Source organism: Pseudoalteromonas mucoides (assembly GCF_049257175.1).
In the GTDB taxonomy this organism is placed as follows: Bacteria; Pseudomonadota; Gammaproteobacteria; order Enterobacterales; family Alteromonadaceae; genus Pseudoalteromonas.
The window spans coordinates 94,289-118,737 of record NZ_JBMMUC010000009.1; the positions used below are offsets into that span (position 1 = coordinate 94,289).

Genomic DNA, 24,449 nt, shown 5'->3' on the forward strand with positions numbered 1-24,449 from the left:
AAATTATTCGCCTTTAAATATACCCACATATGTTGCTTGGGTATTCGACTTACTTGCCCGATACATACCTGAAGTATTAAAAGGCAAGCTTATATTTCCTGATTTATCCACAATGATAACGCCTCCAGTGCCACCGATTGGTTTGAGCACATCATGTATGACTTCATCACCCGCTTGCGCGATAGACTTATTTTGATATTTAACGCGCGCACAAATGTCAGCAGCCACATTATAACGAATAAAGTACTCCCCGTGACCTGTCGCAGACACTGCACACGATTCATTCTCAGCAAATGTACCAGCGCCGATAACAGGCGCATCGCCAATACGACCAAAGCGTTTTGCAGTCATTCCTCCCGTCGAAGTACCTGCAGCTAAGTTACCATTTTTATCCAGCGCGACTGCACCCACAGTACCTACTTTATAATTGACTGGTAAAGCGTGATGTAACGCTTGATAGTCTTTGCCTGTTGTATTGGCCTGGTCTAATTTTTCTTTGGCTTTTAACAAAGATTTATAACGGTTATCAGTATCAAACAAGTTATTTTCAACCAGCGGCACACCTTGTTGTTTTGCAAACTCTTCTGCACCTTGACCACTAAGCATGACATGCACTGACTCTTCCATTACTAAACGAGCTAGATTAATTGGGTTTTCTATATGCTTAACTCCTGCAACCGCACCAGCTTGACGATCTCGCCCATCCATTATTGACGCATCTAACTCATGAGAGCCATCATAGGTATATACCGCCCCACGTCCTGCATTAAAATATGGGGAGTTTTCTAAAACATTAATTGCCGCTGTAACAGCATCAAGACTTTCGCCTCCGCCCTCAAGAACTTTATACCCGGTTTCAACAGCTTCTGTTAATTTAGCGCGATAGGCTTTCTCTTGCTCTGGTGTAAACCGGCTTTTCTCAATTGTTCCTGCACCACCATGAATAGCGATAGCAAAAGGTGCTTCTGCACTAAGGGCATAGGGGCTTAAAATTGCGGTCGTTGTACTAAACAATGTCGTTAAAAGTAACTTCTTCATAGTGCTAGTTCGCCTTGAGTTATGATTAGTCTAATGTGAATAAACTTACCTTTAATTTCAAGCTTTAGCAGATAAAAGGCACAAAAAAAGCGCCAGAAGGCGCTTTTTAAATTTTAACTTGCTAATTACGCTTGTTGCGCTTTTAAACGAGCTAGACGAGCTACTTGGTGAGTAGACGTTAGGAATGAATAAATCGGTGCTAAATAACCACGTTTACGAAGGTCTAAGAAATCTTCATCGCTTAGCTCATTAAGTTTTTTCTCATCGATAAGATAGATACCATTAATATCTTTTTTCTCACCCTTGATATCTACTGTAAGCGTTTGTGCTACAAGTAGTTCTTTATCCGCTAAGAATTTAGTGAACGCTTCTGTTACTTGAGAAAACTCAATGAATGATACTAATGCTTCTTTACGACGCTTTAAGTAATCCGTTTCTTCACCGTTTTCAAATAAGGCATTACCTTCTGCTTCACCCACTAATGGGCTTGCTTCGTCAATCACGATACCGTATTGGTCTTCTTGAGGGTGCTTAACAAGACCAAGTGGGTAGCGAGTTGTAGCCATAGGTGCAAATGCCGCTGTCCATTTACCATCTTGTACAAAAAGGTTTTCGCCCGGCTCTAGGCCAAACATTGCAACAGCTTGAAATTGACCTGTTTCGTTATTTTTAACGAAAGACATTGGAAATTCATTTGCTACACGTGCAAACTCATGTGCAACTACAGGCACTAGGTGTTGAGTTTTTAAAAATTCTACATTAATGCCATTTTGAATTTTAGTGTTGGCATGTTTTTCGTTGTGTAAAGGCTGTACTTGTTGCTCCGCCATGTTACTGCTCCGTTATTTATAAATTATATTTTTTGCTGTTAGGCTCTAAGGCTAAAGGTTTTGACGGCAAAAAGGAAGTGAAAACTTTGTGACAATTGTACGTATTTGTTCGCTTAATTATCGCGTTATTAACTTAATTGGGTCTGTAATTAATTTATCAACTATATAGAATGCTTTTCCCTGAGGATTTTATTAGTTAATTATAAGTAAACCTTTATTTTCAATGGCTTATTGAAACAATAAATTTCAAAATATTACCTTTGAAAAGTGGAATTATTTTATACAAGCTGCGAATAGCAATTACTGTATTACTCTGTGCCATATTTACTAGCGCAAATTAGTGTAATGCAGCCACTAACTTTGAATCAAAAAATACTTTTTATTATGCTTTTTGACAGTGCTGTTTAACCTGAGTATATTAGGGTCTATTATTTTAAAGGGTTCAAAGTTGCTCACTTTAGGAGTGTTAGATCGTCCTGCGATCACGTCACATAACTGTTTGGGTATACTCTGAACTAAAAGAAGCGACTAACCCTAATTAGTTATGTCAAAAATATAAGTTAGCACCCCAATTCACTTTAATACCTACCATAAAAAGAAAAGAACATGAGAAACCTAACAGTTAATCCTAAAATAAAAATAGAGAAGTTAATTGTTCCTGAGACAGATATATATGCATTTGTCATTGATGACTTTTTGTTGGATATGTCAAGTGTGATGCATTTCGCTGAAAATATAGCCTATTTCAACCCCATGTTTTCTGATAACTCTTTTTATCCTGGGGTTCGTGATCACATGCCCCAACCATATCAAAGACTGCTGCTTACCTTTTTCCAAAATGAGATACTACCCAAAATTAAAGGGTATAGTTATACGTCGGCAACTTTGCATAAAAGCTTATTATCGCTCATTTCATGTAAACCAACAGATTTAATAAACGACCAAAAAGTGCCACATATAGATTCATGTGATCCAAGAGACTATGCTTTCGTTCATTATCTATCGAATAAGGAGCTTGGCGGTACAAGCATATACAAATATATACCTGAGAATATTGTTGAGTTTAAGGATGAACATAAACCCTTGTTAGCAAAGATGGTTCGTGACATGAAAAATAAACCTGAAGAGCACAACGGCTATTTATCCAATTCCACGAGTATCTTTGAGCAAGTATTAAAAATTGAAGCTAAATTTAATCGACTTGTGATTTATCAGGGGAACCTATTACACAGTGCAAATATTACATCTGCGGCTAGTTATTCAAGAGATCCTAAAGTAGGCAGGTTATCAATTGCTTCTTTTGCTAGCATTAAAAATGATTAAATATTTTATATGCTAGCAATATCCGCCATAAGCTAAATAGATTGAAGACCAAACTCCTTAATTTTATTTAATAACTCTCTATGGTTTGGTAGTTTTTCTTTTAAGTATAGATCTATATTTCCGCGAACTTTTAACCGCTCCAGCGAGCGTTTTGTTTCTTCCGTCGTATTTTTATACGGTTGGGTATTATAATTCATCCCATAAAGAACAAATAAAAAATTCTCTAAATAAAACACTTCAAACTGACTGAAAAAATCATCCCGTACAGGTGTAAAATCTTGCCATAATTTTAACTTTTTCTGCAGTGAATCTGGAATTGTTTTAATGTCCTTATTTGCCAACCAAAATGGTGAGTCGCAGCGATCCGATAGACAATAATGTAACTTAATGAAATCAACTACCCGCTCCCAAGCATAAACCATAGCATGGTTAAAGCGTTGCTCAAGGCTCTCTAATTGTGATGTACACGAAGGAAAACGTTGAGTTAAATATTTAGCTGAGAAATCGGTTAACAATATAGACGTCGCTTCTAGCGGCTCAAGAAAACCTTGAGCTAGTCCCAAGGCTAGACAGTTTTTATGCCAAAACTTTTCTCTGTAACCTACCTTCATGGGTATTTTCCGGTACGAGAGATCTTGCTTTGAGTCTCCTAAATAATGGTCGAGTTTTAAACTTGCTTCTTCATCACTCATATAGCTATCTGAATAAACAAAGCCCACACCACGGCGGTTTGTTAGGGCGATATCCCATATCCACCCTGCTTGATGAGCGGTAGCAATCGTGTACGGAGGAATGTCTGAATCAGCTTGAGTGGGTACTTGTACGACTAAGGCTGAATTAATTAATAACGTATCAGAGACATCTACAAATGGAACTTTTAATGTTTTATCTATCAATAAAGATTCAAACCCAGAGCAATCTATATAGAAATCAAAATCTAACTGTCCAAGTTTATCTGTTAACAGTGATGAAATACTACCATCGCTTGCTAAGTTGACATCAACAACATTTGCAAACAAATGTGTTACTGCAAATTTTTCCTTGGCATTTTTTGCTAGAAGCTGGGCAAACTTCCCTGCATTCAAGTGATACGCATACGCTAAGTCTCCCTGATATTCAGGAGTGGTTATACCTTTAGGTGCAAGTCCTGCCTCGCATATTAGGTGTTGAGAAGATAGGTGCTCAGCGTATGAATTTGTAAGATTTTCAGTACATAACCAATGGGGTGTCAGGTCTTTAATGTCTTGTGGGTGCGGAGCATCAAATAAGTGATGATAAAAGTTATTCTCCCCATGTTTGTCTTTATCCATCCAATTCACAAATTTGATGGATTGCTTAAATGTGACATCACACTCTTTAATAAAGTCGGTTTCGCTAATGCCAAAACTCGCCAATGTCTTTCTTATATCTGGCACTGTGCCTTCACCAACGCCTATTGGCGGAATATCTGGAGATTCAATCAAAGTGACTGATACCCCTGGACGTTTCAACATTTCTTTACCAATGTGGTTTGCGGCCATCCACCCAGCAGTACCGCCACCCAAGATTACAACTTTCTTAATATCCATAAAACACCTAATGGTTAAATTTTAACTTGGCACAATATTGACCTATCGAAAACAAAAAGCCCAGCAATGCTGGGCTTTTAAATTAAGAATAACTATGTCACTTAGAAGCGCATTGTTACACCTAACTTATAGCGTGCTTCGCCTTCAAAGCTCCACACTGGGAAGTCATTTAACAGATCCGGATTCGGTAATGTTGTTGATGGATCATTATTACCTAGTTGAATGCTGTCTTCCTCAGTCAGATTAATACCTTCAAAAGTTACATCTAAGTAGTCAGTTACAGAGTATGTAGCACTGAAATCTAGCTGACCATATGCTTGGTGTTCACGGTTACCATACCAGCCTGGAGCTTCACGAATAATGAACTCTGAACGCCAGTTATAAGCTAAACGTGCTGAGAAATCATCATTTTCATAAAAACCAACTACGTTATAAGTATTCTTTGATGAATCAGAGAACACACCTACACGGTCTGGGTAGTTTTCTGCAGGGGCGTCTGCATCTGCATAAGTATAGTTAAATGAGTAACCTAAACCATTATCAAATGAGTCTTGAATTTGGAACTCAATACCTTCAATTGAACCACCAGTTCCATTTGTTGAAGAACTTACAGTCCAACAATCGTTCACGCCTTCACCACATGGAGAAACACCTGCATCTGGGTTAGTTGTGTAAACAGGAATATCAACACCTATTTGTTGATTAGTCTGTTGTTGTGTAGAGATGAACGAGCTCACTTCTTTTGTGAAGTAAGTAACGCTTATCATCGCATCGTCGTCAAAATACCATTCCACGCCGATATCAGCTTGGAATGCTTTAAATGGGCTTAAACCAACATTACCAGTTTGTAGTACTTCATTGTATGGACGGTTATCTGTATAACCGGCTAAACTACGTGTTGCAAACAAGTCAGCGTAATTTGGACGAGAAATAACCTGTGCTGCTGATGTACGTAAGATTACATCGTCAGCTAAATCCATAACAACGTTTAAGCTTGGTAAAAATTCACTGTAATCTGCTTTATCAGTCGATAAAGTTGAATTGTATACGCCTGAATCACTTAAGTCGTAGTAATCAGATTCAATATCCGTCGAAATATAACGAACACCTAAGTTACCGCGAATACCATCAGCGTCAAAGTCAGCCATCGCATAAATCGCTAAATTTTCTTCTTCAACAGTACCGTAAGCTTGCGGACGAGCGGTATAACCTTCTGTCATCGCTAATGAATCAGCAATCATCAGATCCATATTAGGCTCAGGTAATGTAAAACCACCACCGGCAGTGGTTGTACCAGGGTAGTACTCAGCGGCAGTACGCGTAGGCACTAAATCTAGATTTACATTAGCTGCATTACCGTCTTGTACAACCTTGTGATCAGCATAACGTAAACCAGTTTTAATACCTGTAACAACGCCAAAATCTACTGGGATTTCGAAGTCTAGATTTAAGTAAGATTCTTCATCTGAATCAGGGTTATATTCTGGCGCCCACGTTTGCGGTCCAAATGTATCCGGTAAAATACTTGAATCATATGATTGGTTAGCTAAATTAAATTTCGTAACGTCACCAGTCATATCCATAGTGCCATTAAGATCACTATTGTTAGTTGTAAACATACCATAGTTTGCAGTTGTCACATCACTGTCTGCACTGGTGCTACCGATACGACCTTTGAAAGTGAATAATTCTGAATCATATTTCCAGTCTAAGTCGATAGAATCAGACTTCATGCTCGCCTTACGCGCCCACGTTTGAAAGAAAGCAGTTCCATTACCGTCTATAGTACGAGAAACACAATTACCTGATGCGTTAGTTTGCTCACATGAGCCCTCACCAGGGAAAACAATGATCTGCGAGTTAGCATTGTTAGCACCCATTTCAAGGCTTGTATAAGTTAAACCGAATAGTAAAGATTCTGTTGGTTGGTATTGCATAGCTACATTAAATGCAGTACGTTCACGATCTTGTTGGAATGTGGTTGGTGCCATACCGCCACTCCAGCCGCCTGAAGATTCAATACCATTTCGTTGATAATCAACTTCTGATAGTGAGCCTGCAGCCAAAATACCAAATGTTTCACTATTATTTTTCCAGCTGTATAGGCCAGATAATTCAGGGTCAGTCTCTTCTGAAATCGTACCGTAATCAGCTTTAACACTTGCAAATACAGTATTTGCATCTAAATCTAGTGGTTTACGTGTTTTAACGATAACAGTACCACCGATACCACCCTCAACTAAATTAGCTTGTGATGATTTATAAACTTCTAAACCACCCACTAATTCTGATGGTAATAGTGAGTAATTGAAGCTACGGTCAACTGCTTGCTGATCAAACCAGCTAGTAGAAGCAACGGTGTGACCATCAAGTAATGTACGAGTAAGTTGTGCAGAAGCACCACGGATTGAAACTTGCTGACCTTGACCGAACTGACGAGATACACTCACGCCTGAAATACGACCAAGAGACTCACCTACATCGCCATCAGGGAATTTACCAACATCTTCAGCTGTTACAACATCCACAACAGCATTAGAAAAACGCTTACCGTTTAAGTTTTCTTTATTTGAAGCGCGAATACCACGTACTTCAATGACTTCTACATCTTCTTTTACTTGAGTTTCTTCAGCTGCGAATGCAGCACCAGTGAATCCGGCACTCATTACAAGCCCGATATTTACTGCTAATAAGCTTTTTTTAAAATTTTTAGCTAACACAGGATTCCCCTTGAATCATTTTGTTGGTTTTATATATCACTTCTGCCCAGTGATGATGACAACGCTGTCATCTAGTAACAAACCATACACTCTAAATTACATTTGTGCTACATCTTTTTAGCTAGTTTGTATAAAAAACTAGCCAACAATACAGTAAGTCATTGATTATTATGTAAAATAAAAAAGTTCAATTATGATTTATTACATTTTAACGAGGTGAATATATCATGATATGCTAAAAAATGAGAATGGTATTATACCCATTTAAGGTAAAAGTGAATTTTTAGGTTTTACTCTGTGTAAAAATTTCGTTCCACTTAGAGCATAGAAAGAGACTCGTATGAGCCTGTCTCTATTGTAAAGAAGATTTCTCACAACGCAGATTGCTAAATTTAATAATCGTTATTTTAGGGCAAATAAAATAGCGAACAGGGAATCATTAATAATTATCATTAGCAATGACAGCGTTGTCATTTTGTATTATAGAGAGCTATACGACCTATGTCTATAGTTATTTTATAGAGTAATCCATTCTCTAAAAGGTAATTGTTAGCCACCGACAGATGACGTAACCTTCCGCCTAAATAACTCTATTTATTAATTGTTTAGCAACACACCGATTAAATTAATCGCAAGCATATATGTTTTAAATATTTGGTACAGGAAGTAAATTTTAACAACATCGTATCAATGAAGTGAGGAGTACTTGTGTGAGTTGCTTCTAATATTGTTTTGAGCTGCTGGGATTAGGATGTGACAGGTTTTTTAGCTCTAATATTTTTACTATATTAATAAAAAAAGTACAGGCATGAAGCCTGCACTTTTTTCATAAAATAACTATTTAAGAGAGATGCCGTTAAACGTTTACGGCGCCCAGTAAACTTCTATATTTATAGTTGGATGATTTAATACAGCCCTAAGAGGCATATCGCTGACATCTCCACCCGCTTTAGCCGTTTTATAAACAGCCAACTTCTCTTCGCCGCTTATCAACAACTTGACCACTTTAGATTGGGCGATAGCAGATAAAGTTAACGTCATTCGTTCAGTAATACTACCCGTCACGTCACTTTCAATAGCATTAATCGCGCATACCAATTGTGATGTAGTTAAACCTAGTTTTAGGCCTTCTGCATGTGGGAACAACGAAGCAGTGTGGCCATCAGGCCCCATACCTAAAATAGTAACATCAAAAGTTTGCTTGAGTTGTTGGTATGCTTTTTCACATTCTTCACTACCCTGCGCTGCCGTTTCTGCATCATTTTTCATGGTAATAAAATTTGCCGCAGCGCCATGATTCTGCAATAAAGTGCTTTTTATAAAAGCTTCATTACTCTTTTCATGACATGCATCGACCCAGCGCTCATCAACCATTGCTACATCGATATTTTTCCAATCTAACTCTAAATTAGAAAGATGCTTATAAGCAGGCGCTGGTGACGATCCACCCGAAACCATTAAAACAGCACGGCCATCATTATTAATACCTGATACCAGGCTTTGTTCAAGACTGGCTGATAATTCAGCAGTTAATTCTTCTTTAGAATCAAAAAATTTCTCAATAATTGTTGCCATAGTTATGCCTTGTCACCAGTGTTAAACCAAACATGATTGTTTTCAGCAAGTAACTCATCGGCATCATCGGGACCCCAACTACCAGCACGATACAATGCTGGTTTACCTTTATCTTGCCAACGCTCTACAATTGGGTCAATCCATTTCCATGCTTGACGTACTTCATCACGGTGGATAAATAATGAGGGGTTATTTGCAGCAGCATCAAGCATTAAACGTTTATAAGCATCAGAGTGGAAACCATTACTGTAAGCCTGAGACAGCTCAATGTTCATGGTTACAGGCTCTAATTGCATTTCAAGGTTATCAAGTCGCTTTGACATCAAGGTAAGTTGAATGGTTTCTTCAGGTTGTAAGCGGATCACAAGGCGATTTGGCTCAATCTTACCCACATTATCACCATACACATTGTGTGATACTTTTTTATATTCAACCACAATTTCAGCACAACGCTTAGCCATACGCTTACCTGTCCGAAGGTAAAATGGCACACCGGCCCAACGCCAGTTATCAATATGCGCGCGAATAGCAACGAAGGTCTCTGTTTTACTTGCACCTTCATTTAACTCTTCTAAATACCCTGGTACAATTTTGCCATCTAAATCACCCGGTACATATTGACCACGAATAATATTGTCATCTACATCAGTATCTACTAGAGGACGTAGCGACTCTAATACTTTTAGTTTTTCTGTGCGGATACTGTTTGCATTTAGCTTATTGGGTGATTCCATCGCCACTAAACATAGAAGTTGTAATAAGTGGTTTTGCACCATGTCGCGTAGAGCACCAGCTTTATCATAAAAACCGGCACGGCTCTCTAGGCCAACCGTTTCTGAAAGACTAATTTGGATATTATCAATTGATTTTGCATCCCACATATTTTCAAATAATGAATTTGAAAAACGCAGTGCCATTAAGTTCTGAACGGTTTCTTTGCCTAAGTAGTGATCTATTCGGAAAATTTGATCTTCAGTAAAGTATTCCGCAATTTTTGCATTGATCTCTTCAGCTGATTGGCCGCAGTAGCCAATTGGTTTCTCTACAACCACGCGTGAAGTTGATGTGATCAAGCCTTTGGTAGATAAAATCTCACAACAGCTGCCATATACAGCTGGCGGTAATGATAAATAAAATACACGCGATTTATCTTGTGCATCTTCATCAAGGATATTTTTTAGTTTATCCCAGTCATCATCAGCTTCGGTTACGTTGGTTACAACTGGCACTAAGTACGTTGCAAACGCTTTCCAATCTTTAGTGTTAAACTCGCCTTTTCCTAAAAATTGCTTAAGCGCTTCATGTGCGGTTTCTATATATTCTGCACGTTTACTTTCTTCTCGAACGGTCGGTAAAATGCGCGAACCTTGTGGTAGGTTGCCTTCTTGATATGCGCGATACATTGCAGGAAGTAACTTACGTAATGCAAGGTCTCCGCCGCCCCCAAAAATTACAATATCAAAAGGATTTAGCATAATTTACTCTCTAAATTTACTATGCCCTGTTGTCAACTACATAAACCGCAGTACAGGCATATATTCTTGTTGTTTAGGTGATATCAGCTTTTAGCATCAATTGAAAAAGCCTGTTGAATTCGCTTGTTTTTGGCTGGTTAAATGAGTCTTAGGGGCTCTGCATATCCTCTCACAAATATACAGGCCCTAAGAACTCCAGCGCTACCCGTTCAAAGGTATTTGGTTTGTAATACACGTAAATAACGCATATTACTAAAATTGTTTAAGCGCGATGCGCTTTGTAGTAACTCATTAAACCCTGAGTTGAACTATCGTGAGGGTGATTAACATCATCATCAAGTAGTTCAGCTTCGATTTTAGATGCTAGGCCTTTACCTAACTCTACACCCCATTGGTCAAATGAACATATTTCCAAAATTATGCCTTGGCAAAATATTTTGTGTTCATAAAGCGCGATTAATCGACCGACTGCTTTAGCATCAACAACATCGAGTAAGATTGATGTGGTTGGACGGTTACCTTTATGAATTTTATGATTTACTAGCAGCTCAATCTCAGAATCAGACTTTCCTTTTGCAGCTAAATCAGTACGAACTTGCTCTGCATCAACGCCCATCATCATCGCTTCTGTTTGTGCAAAGAAGTTAGACAACAAAATATCATGATGTTTGCCAACGTTAACTTGTGGCTTAACTGATGCAATAAAATCAGCCGGTACAACAACATTACCTTGGTGCAGGCACTGATAAAACGCATGTTGACCATTAATACCTGTCATGCCCCAAATAATCGGAACCGTGGTGTAATTTACAGTTTCACCCGCAAAATTCACATGTTTACCATTACTTTCCATCTCACCTTGTTGTAAATATGCAGGCAACATATGCAAAGCTTGGTCATAAGGTAAAATAGCTTGCACATCATGCCCTAAAAAGCTGGTATTCCACACACTTAGCAAGGCCATTAATAATGGTACATTTTGCTCATTTGGGGCTGTTTTGAAATGTTCATCAACTTCAAACGCACCTTCAAGGATAGCTTCAAAAGCTTCAAAGCCTAAATAAAGAGCGATTGGTAATCCTATCGCACTCCATAATGAAAAGCGACCACCAACCCAATCCCACATAGTGAATACGTTTTCATCAGCAATACCAAAGGCCGCTGTTTTCTCTAAGTTGGTACTGACAGCAACAAAATGTTTAGCAATCGCTTGACTGTCTTGAGCTGACTCTAAAAACCACTCAACCGCTGTTTTAGCGTTAGTCATGGTCTCTGAGGTCGTAAATGTTTTTGATGAAATAACGAATAAAGTCGTTTCTGGGTCGATTTCTTTCAATACTGACGAAATTTGAACGCCATCAGCATTGGAAACATAATGAACCTTTAGAGTATCGTCTGCGTAACTTTTTAACGCTTCAGTTGCCATCTGTGGCCCAAGGTTAGACCCTCCAACACCGATACTTACTACTGATTTGACAGCTTTACCTGTGTAACCAAGCCACTGCCCTGAACGTACTTTTTCAACAAATACTTTTATCTTTTCAAGTTCATTATTCACTACCTCACTGACATTTTCGCCATCCACAACCAGTGAAGAACTTTTGCGATTTCGTAATGCAGTATGTAGTACGGCTCTGTCTTCGGTGATATTAATTTTTTCACCGCTGAACATCTTATCTCGCCAAGAAGCAAGATCACACGCTTGTGCTAATGTGTGTAATTCAGCCATCACAGAGCTATCAATTAATTGCTTTGAATAATCAAATAATACACCGGGGATCTGAGTAGAGAATTGCTCGAACCGCGTGCTATCGTTGGCGAATAAATCTTTAAGATGAGCTTTCTTCATCTTATCTGCACTTACTTGTAATGCCTGCCAACTAGCTAACTGTGAACGACAACTCATTTTTAACATCCCCTTTGGACTTGCAACAAACTGATTTATAACTATCTTTTATAACAGTAGAAGAAAAAATAGCGTAACAACCTACAAACAAGGTTAACGATAAGTTAAAATGACAACGCTGTCAATCTTCTGCTTTTATATTTTATGAAGGAGATAATAACGCATATTTACTCATTTGACACCGGTATCATAAAAATTATCTCAATTATTTTACTGCTATTTTAGCGCAACATTAGATACACTAACTGGTCTTGATGAAGAATTAATGACTCGCCTACTTATTTAGGCTAAAACACTGAGCTTCATGAATTCATGACAACGCAAAAACAACAACCTAAAAAGTAATTGTATGAAAGTAACTATAAATGATGTAGCGAAACTCGCTGGAGTTTCGATGAAGACTGTTTCGCGAGTAATCAATAAAGAACCTTCCGTACGCAAAAAAACATATGATGTGGTAATGGAAGCAGTTAACGAGCTTAACTACCAACCTAACCTTGCGGCGCGTAATCTAGCGGGTACTTCATCGTTTACAGTTGGTTTAGTATATGACAACCCTAATGCTTACTACGTCATTGATATGCAAAATGGTGTTTTATCACGTTGTAAAGACGAAGGTTATGAATTGGTAATTCACCCATGCAGCTACACCGATGACAACATGGAAGATGATTTTAAAACCATGATAAAGCGTTCTCGTTTAGCAGGTTTAGTGCTGACCCCACCGCTTTCAGAGCAAAGTAGTATTACGAATATGTTGGATGAATTAAATATTCACTATGTCCGAGTGCTATCAGGTCGACCGACTGATGAAGATCAAGATACCTGTATTTATGTAAACGATTACAAAGCGGCCTACGAAATAACCACTCATTTACTTACACTCGGCCATAAAAACATTGGCTTTATTTGTGGTGATAAAGAGCATAAATCAACCAGTGAGCGTTTAGAAGGATATAAAGCTGCACTTGAAGATCATAATAGCCAAACAAACAGTGACTTCATATATGACGGGAAATATTCGTTTGAATCAGGTGTTGAAGGTGCTAAAGCGTTATTAGCCGATAATAATAAATTAGCAATCACGGCTATTTTAGGCGGCAACGATGAAATGGCTGCAGGCGCTCTGTTTGCTTCGCGTTTAATGGGAATACAAATACCCGAGCAATTATCAATTACCGGCTTTGAGAACTCGCCGTTCTCTCGTCAAACTTGGCCTAAATTGACAACGGCTCATCAAGAAAATGATGTTATCTCACAGCATGCTGCTCGCTTATTGTTTACTAAGACACGAGGCGCACGTAACCAAGATAAAGATATTATAACTTCATTCACGCCCTCAATTGTGGTCAGAGACAGCTCAGGCCCTAAGCTTTAATACTAATATGTAATATGGCGCTCTACTGAGCGCCATTTTTTTGCATCAAAAGCTATTATAACAACGCCATTCCACCATCTAAATTATATACCTGTTCAAAACCAAGTTGTGTAAGATTGGCAGCTGCTTGCTTAGAGCGATTACCACTTCGGCACAATAGAACATAACATCGAGACTTGTCTAATTGGCCATCGGCACACGCATTAGCCATTCTACTTAATGGAATGTTTATAACGCGGTGCTTATCTATATTAAATAAGTGTGGTAACGCAGTTACGCCATGCTCATAAGGCTCGCGTGTATCAATTAAATAAGCGTTCGCATCATTTAATAACGCCTTTGCATGAACGATATCCACTTGCGAAGCTGAGAAACTATCTAATTTAGCTGCATACCCACAAAGACTTGCAAACTTGCCAGTGCTTTGAGTGTCATGTGCGCTTTTTTGCTCAGCAAATTCAACAACTGAGATCTGATTGTTTAATAAAGCGAACAACAGCGGTGTTTGTATAATTTGGGTTTGCCAGTTTATTGCGAAACATTGCTGATAATCATGGCCAGAGCAGATGATACTCTCTTCTGCCAAAACGTTATTTAGGTTAACTAGAGATTCAGCCATTTGCACGGCACTGCCGCCTTTTAAACTAGTATTACCAAGACCTGCAGGTAAAAGTAAATCACCACAAAAGCAATAAAGCACTTTTGACGTTTTATTACAGCGTAACATGTAACTAAAGCTATCAATGCTATGCCCTGGAGTAGCAATCCGCTCTACCCTAGTCTGCCCTAATTCAATTACTGATGAGGCAGCTGGCCAGCCTAATTGTTCTGATTCACAATAGTTTATATGTTCTGAAAAGGCGGCAGTATACAATTCCACAGATGACATACGGTCTTGGTGTTCATGAGTATCTAAAATAGCTTTTACTGTAAGGTCCTGCGTAGTAACTATTTTTTCTAATCGCGGCAATAACTCTGCGATTGGATCAATAATTATCGCTTCTCTTTTTCTTGTAACATATAACCAGCAGCATGCTCCTTGGTGGCGGTATTGAGTTAAACCAAGCGCACATGCTTCTTGCTGTGGTGATTCAGAATCTGACACTATTAAGCAATTTGCTTGCAAAATAACTTTAAGTGAACGAATCCGCTCACAAGCAAAATCTATATCAGTTTGCGTGGTTGCCGGACCAAACGACAAGCGTAGTGCATTTTCACTTTGCCAATTTGAAGCGCCCATAGCGTCGAGCACGAAACTTCTACTAGCACCCGAGCTACACGCAGAGCCGCCGCTAATACGTATACCTGCGGCATCAAATAAATCCATCACTTCTTTGCTGCTAAATTCGTTAACTGAAAAGTTAAGGGTGGTAGGCACACTCTGATCAAAATTATGATTAAACGTCAGTTCACCAAATGTATAATTTAACGCAGCATGTAATTTATTTCGGTAGCCGTGAAGTATGTCTATGCTTTTAAACGTGTCATCGTTGCTATCTAATAACAAAGAAAAAAGTTTATTAAGCCCAGCAATACCCGGGAGGTTTTCGGTACCTGACCGCATACCGCTTTCTTGACCTCCCCCGGCAATAAATGGCGTATATGCACTGCCCTGACGAATATATAAAACCCCTATCCCTTTCGGTGCATACAGTTTATGCCCTGAAAACGGTGCGTAATCAATACTTGTTTTACTCAACTCTAGTGCCGTTTTACCTAATGCTTGCACGCAATCAACCATCCAAGCAACCTCAGTGTTTTTTGCGCGAATTGTGGTTTCTATAGCAGCTAAGTCTTGATAAACGCCGGTTTCATTATTCACTGCCATAGTGCATATCATCAAAGCGCTTTGAGCATGTTGTGCAATAAATTCTAAATCTAAAATGCCTTCACTTGATACCGGGATTGCCAATACTTGTGCATTAATTCCCAACACTTCATTCCAATGTATTAAAGTATTTGGCACCGCTTTATGCTCGGTTGCGCCATATAAAAGCACAGGTTGCTCAATCGTATGCTGCTTTGCTGCGATGAGGGTAGAAACGACCGCGGTTTGTATACCTTCTGTGGCGCCTGAGGTAAATAATATATCACCATCATGCGCACCAATGACTTTTCGTGCCTTATTACGAGTTTGTTCTAACAAATGTTTTGCTTGAATACCTGTTATATGTGAAGACGACGGGTTACCAAAGCAAATTTGCATAGTATGTGAAACAACTTCTGCGATGCAGGGGAGAACGGGAGTTGTTGCGTTCGCATCAAGATAAATTTGAGATGTTGAATCAGAAGAAAGTAAAAGATCAGACATTAAAAACGCACCATATTACCAAAAGATATATCTTATAACGCATTCTACATAAATTTAATGGCGTGCGTAATAATCAATTTATCTCTATGGTGCGTTATCTATACCATTTAAGACTAAAGCTGTTGGTTATGCTCAATCAGTCGCTCTTCTTGCTTGCTCGACCATGCATTAATTAGTGCCTTTACAAGTGAAGCCAGAGGAATTGCAAAAAACACGCCCCAGAACCCCCAAAGCCCACCAAAAAATAACACCGCAACAATAATAAAAACCGGGTTTAAGTCTACCGCTTCAGAAAAAAGTAATGGCACAAGAACATTTCCATCAAGCGCTTGGATAATGCCGTAAACAATTAAAATGGTCCAAAACTGTGTTTCTAAGCCAAACTGGAACAGCGCCACTGCTGCAACGGGGATTGTAACTAAAGCAGCACCCACAAAAGGGATCAGTACAGAAAAACCAACGAGCACGCCAAGCAGTGCTGCATAACGAAGATCTAGGACTGTAAAAGCAATAAACGATGCCGAACCCACAATTAAAATTTCAAACACTTTGCCACGAATATAATTCATAATTTGCTGATTCATTTCATGCCAAACCTGTAAAATCAGGCGACGCTGTTTAGGGATCAACTTTTCTGCGCTCATGATTAACTCGATCTTGTCCTTTAACATAAAAAATACTAGCAAAGGTACTAAGATCAGATATATAAGCCAAGCAGCTACATCTTTAAGTGAAGTCAATGACGCAGAGAGCACGACTTGGCCAAATTCAATTACTTTATTTTCAACATTAGCAACTACAGACTGCACTTGCTCAGCAGTAATGAGGCTTGGATAATCGTCCGGCAATTGCAATAAGAATGCTTTACCTTGCTCTATCATGTGTGGAGATTCTTGCACTAGATTACTGGCCTGTTGCCACAAAACTGGACCCATACCAATAATTAATGTCAGCATGACACCTGTAAACACCAACATAACAAGAATTGTAGCGCTAAAGCGGCGTAACCCTAAACGCTCAAGATGAGCAACAGGCCAATCTAATAAATAAGCGATAACTAACGCAACTAATACTGGCACAATAAATGAACCAAAGAAGTAAAACAGTGCTATAAGCGCTATTAATAAAAAAAGTAAGGTAACTGAGTGAGGATCTGAGAACTTTCGTTCGTACCAGGTTTTTACATATTCAAACACGTAATGGCTCCACAAATAATAGCCCAAGCTGCGGCTCTAATTTGTAATGATAATGATGTTTTTGCAAAAAACGTTCTATATCTGACGTCGTTTGCTCTAATGAGAAAATAAATTTAATCGGCTGCTTGTTACAGTTTGCCTGTTTTAAGCCTAACTTAAATTGAATAAATTGCTGCGGACAATTATATGTTCGTAAATCGTGCTCTAACATAACTCATATTCTCCCAGGATAAAATGCATAAAAAGTCTCATAACGCTGGTCTGTTATTTAGCGCATTTGAAATTTTTCTTAAAACCCGCAGCGCAATAGTTTATCCTTAGTAAATAAATTGTAGTAAGGATATATTCATGCCCGGGACGCATAATAAAGCGCTACTACCAAGTAATCCAACATTAAAAGAGATTAACTGGTATAAAAAGCAGATTAATTGGGGTGAATTACCACCATTTTATCATATGGTTGCATCTTCTGTTAGTGAATCTGAGGGCATCCTAGAACACGGTTTTGATAATGCCGTTAAACGCTTAATAGATAAACGCAATTGGAACTTAGACATACTCGAAGGCTCTGAAAATTCAATCGGCGAGATCCATTGTAATAAAAAACCGCGCATAGCTTTGCACCAAATTTTTACTGACCGAGGTTTTGAGCTATGGGCACTTCCTTATGCTAAGGAAGTAACAATAGATCAATATGTTAAAGATAATCGCTTTATGGAGTTTAAAGTATGGGATCCTGTCACCATGAAAAGCTTGATCAGAATAAATCAATTACATAAGTTTATCGGCTTTTATTTTGAACGTGGCGATAAAGCAGATAAAGCTTTGATCCTCCACGCTCACAAAGCAGTTCATAAAATAATTACTTTTTTACAAAGAGAATTGAACGTAGTAAAGCTCGATGGTGTCACAATAAAAGATTTCTACCAATTGTGCGAAAAAGACAGCCGTGCATGCAATGACGAAATTGATATAGCAAAGCTAATGCTTGGCGACACAATCAACAAGGAATAAAATGCGACTAAAATCAGCCTTTATCACCGCAATCAGTGCGTTGCTTACAATAAGCGTACTCAGCAGTGAGCCTTTAAAGGCGCAAACTAACTTTAAATTACCAGACTTAGGTACTTCTGCATTACAAGCTTTACCACTTGAAAAAGAGCAAGCCATTGGTGAAGTCATGATGATGCAAATTCGAGGCTCATCCCCCGTTATTAGCGATCCTGTACTTGATGAATATTTAACAACCCTTGGTCGAAAGTTAGTGGCTAACGCAAATGATGTGCGCTTCCCCTTTTCTTTTTTTTGGATCAATAACCCTGAAATTAATGCCTTTGCTTTTTACGGCGGTCATGTGGGCGTGCATACGGGGTTGATGGCACAATCAGACAATGAAAGCCAATTCGCGTCCGTACTAGGCCATGAAATTGCGCACGTAACACAGCGCCACCTAGCTCGTAGAATTCAACAGCAGCAAGATAATAACGCACTCACAATTGCGGGGATGATAGCCGGTATTTTAGCAACGGTTGTTTCACCTGATGCGGGTATTGCGATTATTTCCGCCAACCAAACTCAAGCCGCCTTTAGCCAACTAACACACAGCCGCTCAGCTGAACAAGAAGCGGATCGTATTGGTATGCAAACACTTAACAATGCTGGTTTTGACCCCTATGCATCGAGCGAATTTTTAACCAAACTTGCTGCGCAAATTCGCTACAAATACCAGCCACCAGCGTTCTTACTTACTCATCCCTTACCAGAATCTAGGGTATCAGACGTACGTTTACGCGCACAACAATATGAAAAGCGCCAGTATCCTACTAGTTTAGAGTTTAATTTGGCAAAGAGCCGTGTGGTTGCCCGTTATCATCATAAACCCAAAGATGCTGAGAACTTGTTTAGAAAACTAATTAAAGAAAACAGTTTTTACAATACCACAGCCCTTAAGTATGGGCTGGGAATTAGTCTACTTGATCAAAAAAAATTGGATGGTGCGGCAGAGATATTAGAAGAGTTACTTGCGTCGGATCCGAAAAACCTATTTTACATTGATACTCATACCGACTTACTCATTGCCCAAGAAAAGGCTGACGAAGCTGTTAAGTTTTTGGCAAACCTACACCACAACCGACCGAATAACCAAGTAATTACTTTAAATTACGCTAATGCAGCTTTAGAGGCAAAGCAGTACCCAGTAGCAGAGCAGTTGCTTAAGTCTTTTTTACTTGAAAAGCCAGATCATAACTTGGCGAAACAATTACTCGCAGATACCTACAAAAAACAAGATAACTTGGCTGCGTATCACGAAGCTAATGCTGATGTACTCGCTCAGTATGGTGCCTATTTAAAAGCGGCTGACGAAGTGCAAAAAGCGTTAAATTTTGTGGAGCCGCAAGAACGGGTTAAACAACAGAGATTAAAAGCGTTACTAACACAATATAGGCAAATGCAAAAAGAACTCGCGAGACTTTAAGTCTCGCGTAAGTTGCCCTAAAATAGCCCCACTTTAGTTAAAGGATATTTATTATGTCAGTCTCTATTTATCATAATCCACGTTGTTCTAAATCTCGTGAAACACTTGCATTACTTGAAGAAAAGTCAATAACTCCAGACGTTATCGAGTACTTAAAAACGCCATTAAATGAAGCTCAACTAAAAACACTTATAGACCAATTAGGGTTTGATTCTGCTCGTCAGATGATGCGTACCAAAGAAGACATATACAAAGAGCTCAATTTAAAAGAGCAAGCAAACGAAGATGCGCTTATCAAAGCAATGGCGCAAAACCCTAAATTAATTGAACGCCCTATTGTGGTTAACAACAATAAAGCAGCCATTGGTCGTCCTCCTGAAAATGTATTAAGCGTACTTTAATGCAACCAACTATTATTGTTCTTTACCACTCGAGTCACGGCTCAGTCGCCGCCATGGCACATGAAATTGCCGATGCAATTGAACTTCAAGGGGCCGTAGCATTACTTCGTACGTTTGTGGTCAAAAACCCAGAAGACATTGTTATCAGCAAAGAAGAGCTAGTAAGCTGCGATGGTCTTGCATTTGGCACTCCCACTCGCTTTGGGATGATGGCTTCGCAAGCAAAATCATTTTGGGAGACCACGAGTGATTTATGGTTAAAAGGTCAACTGATTGATAAACCGGCCTGTGTATTCTCATCATCAAGCAGTATGCACGGTGGAAATGAGGCTACGCTACTTAATTTATCATTGCCATTATTGCATCATGGAATGATGTTGATGGGTGTCCCGTATGAAGTTCCTGAGTTACTCGCAACACAATCGGGTGGTACTCCTTACGGAGCCAGCCATGTAGCTGGTTCGAATAACAGCTCCCAGCTGAGTAAAGACGAAATTAAGATCTGCCAAAGTGTTGGCCAAAGACTGGTTAAAATCACGAGAAAATTACAATGACAACTGAAAAAACAACCAGCATAGCTAAAAAGCCAGTGACGGTTCGATTCCAACGTATTGCATTATTTGGTTACTTTGGACTTTTAATACTGATGCCAATTTGGCTCTATTTAATAGCACCACGTGAAGGCCACAGTAATGGCTTTATTTTCGCGGTTTATATTCTTCCTTTACTTTTGCCTTTAAAAGGCATTTTACAAGACAAGCCTTATACATATGCATGGGCAAACTTTATTGTCATGTTTTATTTCATCCATGGCTTTACATTATTATGGGTTGCTCAAGGCCAGCTTATCTGGGTATTACTGGAGTTACTCTTCGCAAGTGCCATGTTTATAGGCTGTACTTACTATGCTCGTCATCGAGGTCAAGAGTTAGGGCTTAAGATACGTAAGCTTAAAGAAGAGCTAGCAGAAGAAAAAGCCGCCCATGAAGACAAGCATTAATAATAATTAGTTTTAAATACAAAAACGCGCTATTTAGCGCGTTTTTAGCTAATGGCTTTCATAAAATCAGACTAACTCGCTCAATGTAGCTAATGCTACAATACTGGCAAGCCCTAATTGGGCGATCAAACTCATAAACGAAAAACACCGTAAAACAAATAAACCCCAAGGATGTTTGATGTGTGGGTATAAAGCGCAGCGTTTTAGGCTCATGGCGAAAAAGAAGCAAATAACCGACAACATAGTAAGACTTAATGTTAGTTCACTCTTTATCGCAAGTGTTTCATCGAAAAAGAAAAACAACTGTAATGGCAATAGCAAAGTAACAATTGCATGTAATCCGTGCACTTTTTTAATTCGTGCAAACTGCCCGTCAGGTGAAAGCTCTTTTATACCAAAGTCTCGTTCTAAGCATTTGACTAATTGCGTTGCTTTTATGCTCACCGCTAAACGGTAACAGCTCAGCCCTTCGTTATTGCGTACTCGAAAGTCATACCCTGATTTAAGTAATAACACCATGAGCGGTTCATTTTTGGCGATAACGGCATAATGCAATGCAGTATTACCTAACTTATCCGTGTGTGTTTTATCTTGCTTATCGAGCAAAATTTGGACTAGGTTTACATAACCCTTTTCTACCGCCCACATAAATGCGGTTTTGTTATCATCATCACTTAACGTGCCTGTCGCACCTTGTTCAATAAAGCGCATAGCCATTGTTTGCTTTGCTGTATCAAAGCTAAGGTGCGCCAATAAAGCTTGCTCTAATAAAAGTGCAGAATCTACATCAGGAGAGACTTGGGTTAGTAAGGTGAAATAATCTTTGCCACTTGCTACTTTTTCAGCGGCTAGCTCGCTTAAGCGCTCAATATCATTTACTGACTGAGGAATGAATTGGCTGAAACGCTCTCTAAAATCAACCTCTTTCCATATTGCTAATGCATCCTCAGCACTGATCTTGCTCCCTGTATTGAGCGCATGTTCAATCACCGTAAAATAGCGTTTAGTAAACAAATGACCAATAAGGGAAAGTGGTGTATCAATAGCTGCTTGCGCTGCAATGCTAGCGTACTTTTCTAGCCGTTGACACATCAATAATACAAGGCTTTCTGGGGTATAATCATTGTCGTAATAATAGTCTTTTGCGGCACTTATATAATGCTGCGCCTCTTCATCGTACTCACTGATATGCTGAAAAAAACATTCTTCAAACGGTTCAAGCGGAGTTAACCATGTGAGGTAATAAATTGGGGGCAATACTGTGGTGCAAACACCATCATCTTCTTCAGTGGAGCGACAAGCAGGCCACGCTTCTAAAGCGTCTAAAATAAATGCCCCGTTTTGCTCAATAAGTCCTTTGACTAATAGCGGGTATTCTTTAGGCCAAATTAGTACATTTTCCATTAAATCAACACAACTCCAGTGTCTAAAATGCTCGGGGGATAAGTGAGTGCTTAGTTATAACAACCTAAAACTGACACTGCGCTTAATACTATTTAATACTCAAGCATAATCTACTAGTTAGCTCAAATACTTGGCCATATTCTAGCATACCTTGATCCACGCGCTAGACTAAAGAGTGTGATTTTAAAGAATAATAGAAAACGACAAACTGCTTACTCAGTTTGTCGTTTTAGGTTGGAGACTTACTTAAAAGGTTATTTTTTACTTAATTCAGCTGTCACTTGTGTCAGCCCTACTTCAGAAATTCTCTGAATAACTTCTTTTTGTTTTGCACTTAGTAATGAAATACCTTCAGCAACGATGTCGTACACTTTCCAGCTACCATCTTTACTTTGACGTAACTTAAAATGTAGGTCAATTGTTGGCGCGCTGGTGTCTATGATCTGTGTTTTGACCGTAGCGAAATCACCAGAAACCACATTTGTCTCATCTGCAAATTTAATTTCTTGTCCAGTGTATTTCATTAACGCACCGGCATAAGTTGCACTCAAGTAATGTTCAACTGAAGAAATGAACGCACTCGCTTGCGCACGGTCAATTCCTTTAATATGTTTACCTAGTAGTTTATATGAGACAAATTTCACATCCATATGAGGCATCAAATATTTATCCACAACGGCAGTCATTTCACTTTTACTTGCCGTTCCCTGATTATTTACTTTACTGATTTCACTAAACAACTGCTCGCCCACTTGAGTTAATAGCTGCACAGGTGATTGCTGAGCATTAGCAAAAAGGGAACTACTAAAAAATAATGTAATAATAAATAGATAGTGCTTCATTGAAATCATTGTGTGTCTCCTTTATGTGTGAGTGGGTAATTTACCTGTTTTGTATGCTTACAAAAAGAATCTAAACGGCACATTATTAATGGCAAATTCGCACCAATCAAAATATCTCTTCATAATCAGGTTGTTACTTCTTCAAATATCTAATTGCAGAGGGAAAGTGTCTTTTAGTCGCTTGAATTCATACTAATCATGCCCCTATTTTGTAAATATCAATTACATCTATGGGCGCTTCTAATGACTTACAAACAAGTATTTAAATATATTTTTATGGTATTAACTTTCCTAGCTAGTACTAACAGCTTTGCACTGTCAAATCATGGCTATGCACTCGACTATGTTCAAGGCGAAGGGGACGTTAAAGGACTAAAACTAGCCTATCAATACCATGCTCCACAGCTTCAATCTATTTTGAAAAATAGCCATATTTATTTAGAATCTAGCATCAATATTTGGGAGTACGGCGCTGAAAATAAACATCAAACTAACTTGGTGCTAGCGATATCGCCAGTGCTCCAATACCCTATAGGGCACATAAAAAACATTCCTATATCGATAGAAGCAGGGATCGGGTTTTCTCTTATCAATGACACTTATTTCGCAGGAAAAAATGTAAGTACACACTATCAGTTTGAAGATAGATTCGGCTTTGTTGCCGAGTTTGATGAAGTGACGGCTGCTTTACGATACCTGCATTACTCAAACGCAGGTTTTAAACGCCCTAACCCTGGACTCGATTTTATATCCTTATCTTTTGCCAAACGTTTTTAACGTTTGTGTGATTTGCTACACTATTCGCACATCACACAAAAGAGTTTAAGCAAATGCAACTTTGGCACATTTTGATCATAGTTTTGGTTTTGGCCATAATCATCGGGAATATAATGCTATTAAAGCATTCAGCAAACATTGGCTTTAAAGTATCAAATAAAGATACAAAAAAGAATGAAGAATGATTACTTTCACCCTTATTCAGCATCCTTTAATTTTAAGCAATGAT

General features: G+C 38.8%; 21 protein-coding genes. 9 read left to right on the forward strand and 12 right to left on the reverse strand.

Annotation, left to right across the window (positions count from 1 at the left end; translation table 11 throughout):
• Window positions 1–3 precede the first annotated feature (3 nt).
• Entirely contained in the window at window positions 4–1,038 is a 1,035-nt protein-coding gene (locus AAEU30_RS11475) for an isoaspartyl peptidase/L-asparaginase family protein (protein ID WP_421960626.1), read from the reverse strand.
• A gap of 125 nt (window positions 1,039–1,163) precedes the next feature.
• Window positions 1,164–1,868 carry a SapC family protein gene (locus tag AAEU30_RS11480; RefSeq protein WP_421960627.1) on the reverse strand — a complete coding sequence of 235 codons (705 nt, stop codon included), beginning with the start codon at window positions 1,866–1,868 and terminating at the stop codon, window positions 1,164–1,166.
• Window positions 1,869–2,474: 606 nt separating this feature from the next.
• Here AAEU30_RS11480 and AAEU30_RS11485 point away from each other — a divergent pair.
• Window positions 2,475–3,191, forward strand: coding sequence for a DUF6445 family protein (locus tag AAEU30_RS11485; RefSeq protein ID WP_421960628.1), 717 nt, complete (start codon window positions 2,475–2,477; stop codon window positions 3,189–3,191).
• A gap of 32 nt (window positions 3,192–3,223) precedes the next feature.
• On the opposite strand, the gene AAEU30_RS11490 is transcribed toward AAEU30_RS11485, so the two are convergent.
• From AAEU30_RS11490 to pgi, 5 genes are all read right to left on the reverse strand, one after another.
• On the reverse strand, window positions 3,224–4,759 hold the full coding sequence (locus tag AAEU30_RS11490; protein WP_421960629.1) for a tryptophan halogenase family protein: 1,536 nt from the start codon (window positions 4,757–4,759) through the stop codon (window positions 3,224–3,226).
• 101 nt (window positions 4,760–4,860) lie between these two features.
• Window positions 4,861–7,479 (reverse strand): TonB-dependent receptor, encoded by a 2,619-nt coding sequence (locus tag AAEU30_RS11495; RefSeq protein WP_421960630.1) that lies wholly within the window; start codon window positions 7,477–7,479, stop codon window positions 4,861–4,863.
• A gap of 864 nt (window positions 7,480–8,343) precedes the next feature.
• On the reverse strand, window positions 8,344–9,054 hold the full coding sequence (gene pgl, locus AAEU30_RS11500; protein ID WP_421960631.1) for a 6-phosphogluconolactonase: 711 nt from the start codon (window positions 9,052–9,054) through the stop codon (window positions 8,344–8,346).
• 2 nt (window positions 9,055–9,056) lie between these two features.
• Window positions 9,057–10,529, reverse strand: a complete 1,473-nt coding sequence (gene zwf, locus AAEU30_RS11505) for a glucose-6-phosphate dehydrogenase (RefSeq protein WP_421960632.1) — start codon at window positions 10,527–10,529, stop codon at window positions 9,057–9,059.
• Window positions 10,530–10,791: 262 nt separating this feature from the next.
• A complete protein-coding gene (gene pgi / locus AAEU30_RS11510) occupies window positions 10,792–12,435 on the reverse strand; it encodes a glucose-6-phosphate isomerase (RefSeq protein ID WP_421960633.1) in 1,644 nt (547 codons plus the stop codon).
• Window positions 12,436–12,784: 349 nt separating this feature from the next.
• Between pgi and AAEU30_RS11515 the strand changes: the two genes are divergently transcribed.
• A complete protein-coding gene (locus tag AAEU30_RS11515; protein WP_421960634.1) occupies window positions 12,785–13,813 on the forward strand; it encodes a LacI family DNA-binding transcriptional regulator in 1,029 nt (342 codons plus the stop codon).
• Window positions 13,814–13,868: 55 nt separating this feature from the next.
• On the opposite strand, the gene AAEU30_RS11520 is transcribed toward AAEU30_RS11515, so the two are convergent.
• The 3 genes from AAEU30_RS11520 to AAEU30_RS11530 all read right to left on the reverse strand — a co-directional run bounded on the left by AAEU30_RS11520 (window position 13,869) and on the right by AAEU30_RS11530 (window position 17,531).
• The gene (locus AAEU30_RS11520) at window positions 13,869–16,124 is read right to left on the reverse strand and encodes an aminotransferase class V-fold PLP-dependent enzyme (protein WP_421960635.1); all 2,256 of its coding nucleotides are present in this window, start codon (window positions 16,122–16,124) and stop codon (window positions 13,869–13,871) included.
• 113 nt (window positions 16,125–16,237) lie between these two features.
• Entirely contained in the window at window positions 16,238–17,320 is a 1,083-nt protein-coding gene (locus tag AAEU30_RS11525) for an AI-2E family transporter (RefSeq protein ID WP_421960636.1), read from the reverse strand.
• Window positions 17,313–17,531 carry a hypothetical protein gene (locus AAEU30_RS11530; RefSeq protein WP_421960637.1) on the reverse strand — a complete coding sequence of 73 codons (219 nt, stop codon included), beginning with the start codon at window positions 17,529–17,531 and terminating at the stop codon, window positions 17,313–17,315. The genes AAEU30_RS11525 and AAEU30_RS11530 overlap by 8 nt, the downstream gene beginning before the upstream one ends.
• A 137-nt stretch (window positions 17,532–17,668) precedes the next feature.
• Between AAEU30_RS11530 and AAEU30_RS11535 the strand changes: the two genes are divergently transcribed.
• The 5 genes from AAEU30_RS11535 to AAEU30_RS11555 are packed head-to-tail and all read left to right on the forward strand — an operon-like array spanning window position 17,669 to window position 21,197.
• The gene (locus tag AAEU30_RS11535) at window positions 17,669–18,334 is read left to right on the forward strand and encodes a hypothetical protein (protein WP_421960638.1); all 666 of its coding nucleotides are present in this window, start codon (window positions 17,669–17,671) and stop codon (window positions 18,332–18,334) included.
• 1 nt (window position 18,335) lies between these two features.
• Entirely contained in the window at window positions 18,336–19,796 is a 1,461-nt protein-coding gene (bepA, locus tag AAEU30_RS11540) for a beta-barrel assembly-enhancing protease (RefSeq protein ID WP_421960639.1), read from the forward strand.
• Window positions 19,797–19,849: 53 nt separating this feature from the next.
• Window positions 19,850–20,197 (forward strand): arsenate reductase (glutaredoxin), encoded by a 348-nt coding sequence (arsC, locus tag AAEU30_RS11545; RefSeq protein ID WP_421960640.1) that lies wholly within the window; start codon window positions 19,850–19,852, stop codon window positions 20,195–20,197.
• Entirely contained in the window at window positions 20,197–20,751 is a 555-nt protein-coding gene (wrbA, locus tag AAEU30_RS11550; protein WP_421960641.1) for an NAD(P)H:quinone oxidoreductase, read from the forward strand. The genes arsC and wrbA overlap by 1 nt, the downstream gene beginning before the upstream one ends.
• Entirely contained in the window at window positions 20,748–21,197 is a 450-nt protein-coding gene (locus tag AAEU30_RS11555) for a DUF2069 domain-containing protein (protein ID WP_421960642.1), read from the forward strand. The genes wrbA and AAEU30_RS11555 overlap by 4 nt, the downstream gene beginning before the upstream one ends.
• A 66-nt stretch (window positions 21,198–21,263) precedes the next feature.
• Here the strand turns inward: AAEU30_RS11555 and AAEU30_RS11560 are convergent, their stop codons facing one another.
• Entirely contained in the window at window positions 21,264–22,601 is a 1,338-nt protein-coding gene (locus AAEU30_RS11560) for an ankyrin repeat domain-containing protein (protein WP_421960643.1), read from the reverse strand.
• Between the two features lie 254 nt (window positions 22,602–22,855).
• The gene (locus tag AAEU30_RS11565) at window positions 22,856–23,443 is read right to left on the reverse strand and encodes an MlaC/ttg2D family ABC transporter substrate-binding protein (protein ID WP_421960701.1); all 588 of its coding nucleotides are present in this window, start codon (window positions 23,441–23,443) and stop codon (window positions 22,856–22,858) included.
• Window positions 23,444–23,686: 243 nt separating this feature from the next.
• On the opposite strand from AAEU30_RS11565, the gene AAEU30_RS11570 reads away from it, so the two are divergent.
• Window positions 23,687–24,220 carry an acyloxyacyl hydrolase gene (locus AAEU30_RS11570; protein ID WP_421960644.1) on the forward strand — a complete coding sequence of 178 codons (534 nt, stop codon included), beginning with the start codon at window positions 23,687–23,689 and terminating at the stop codon, window positions 24,218–24,220.
• 53 nt (window positions 24,221–24,273) lie between these two features.
• Window positions 24,274–24,405, forward strand: a complete 132-nt coding sequence (locus AAEU30_RS11575) for a DUF2897 family protein (RefSeq protein ID WP_421960645.1) — start codon at window positions 24,274–24,276, stop codon at window positions 24,403–24,405.
• The last annotated feature ends 44 nt before the right edge of the window (window positions 24,406–24,449 follow it).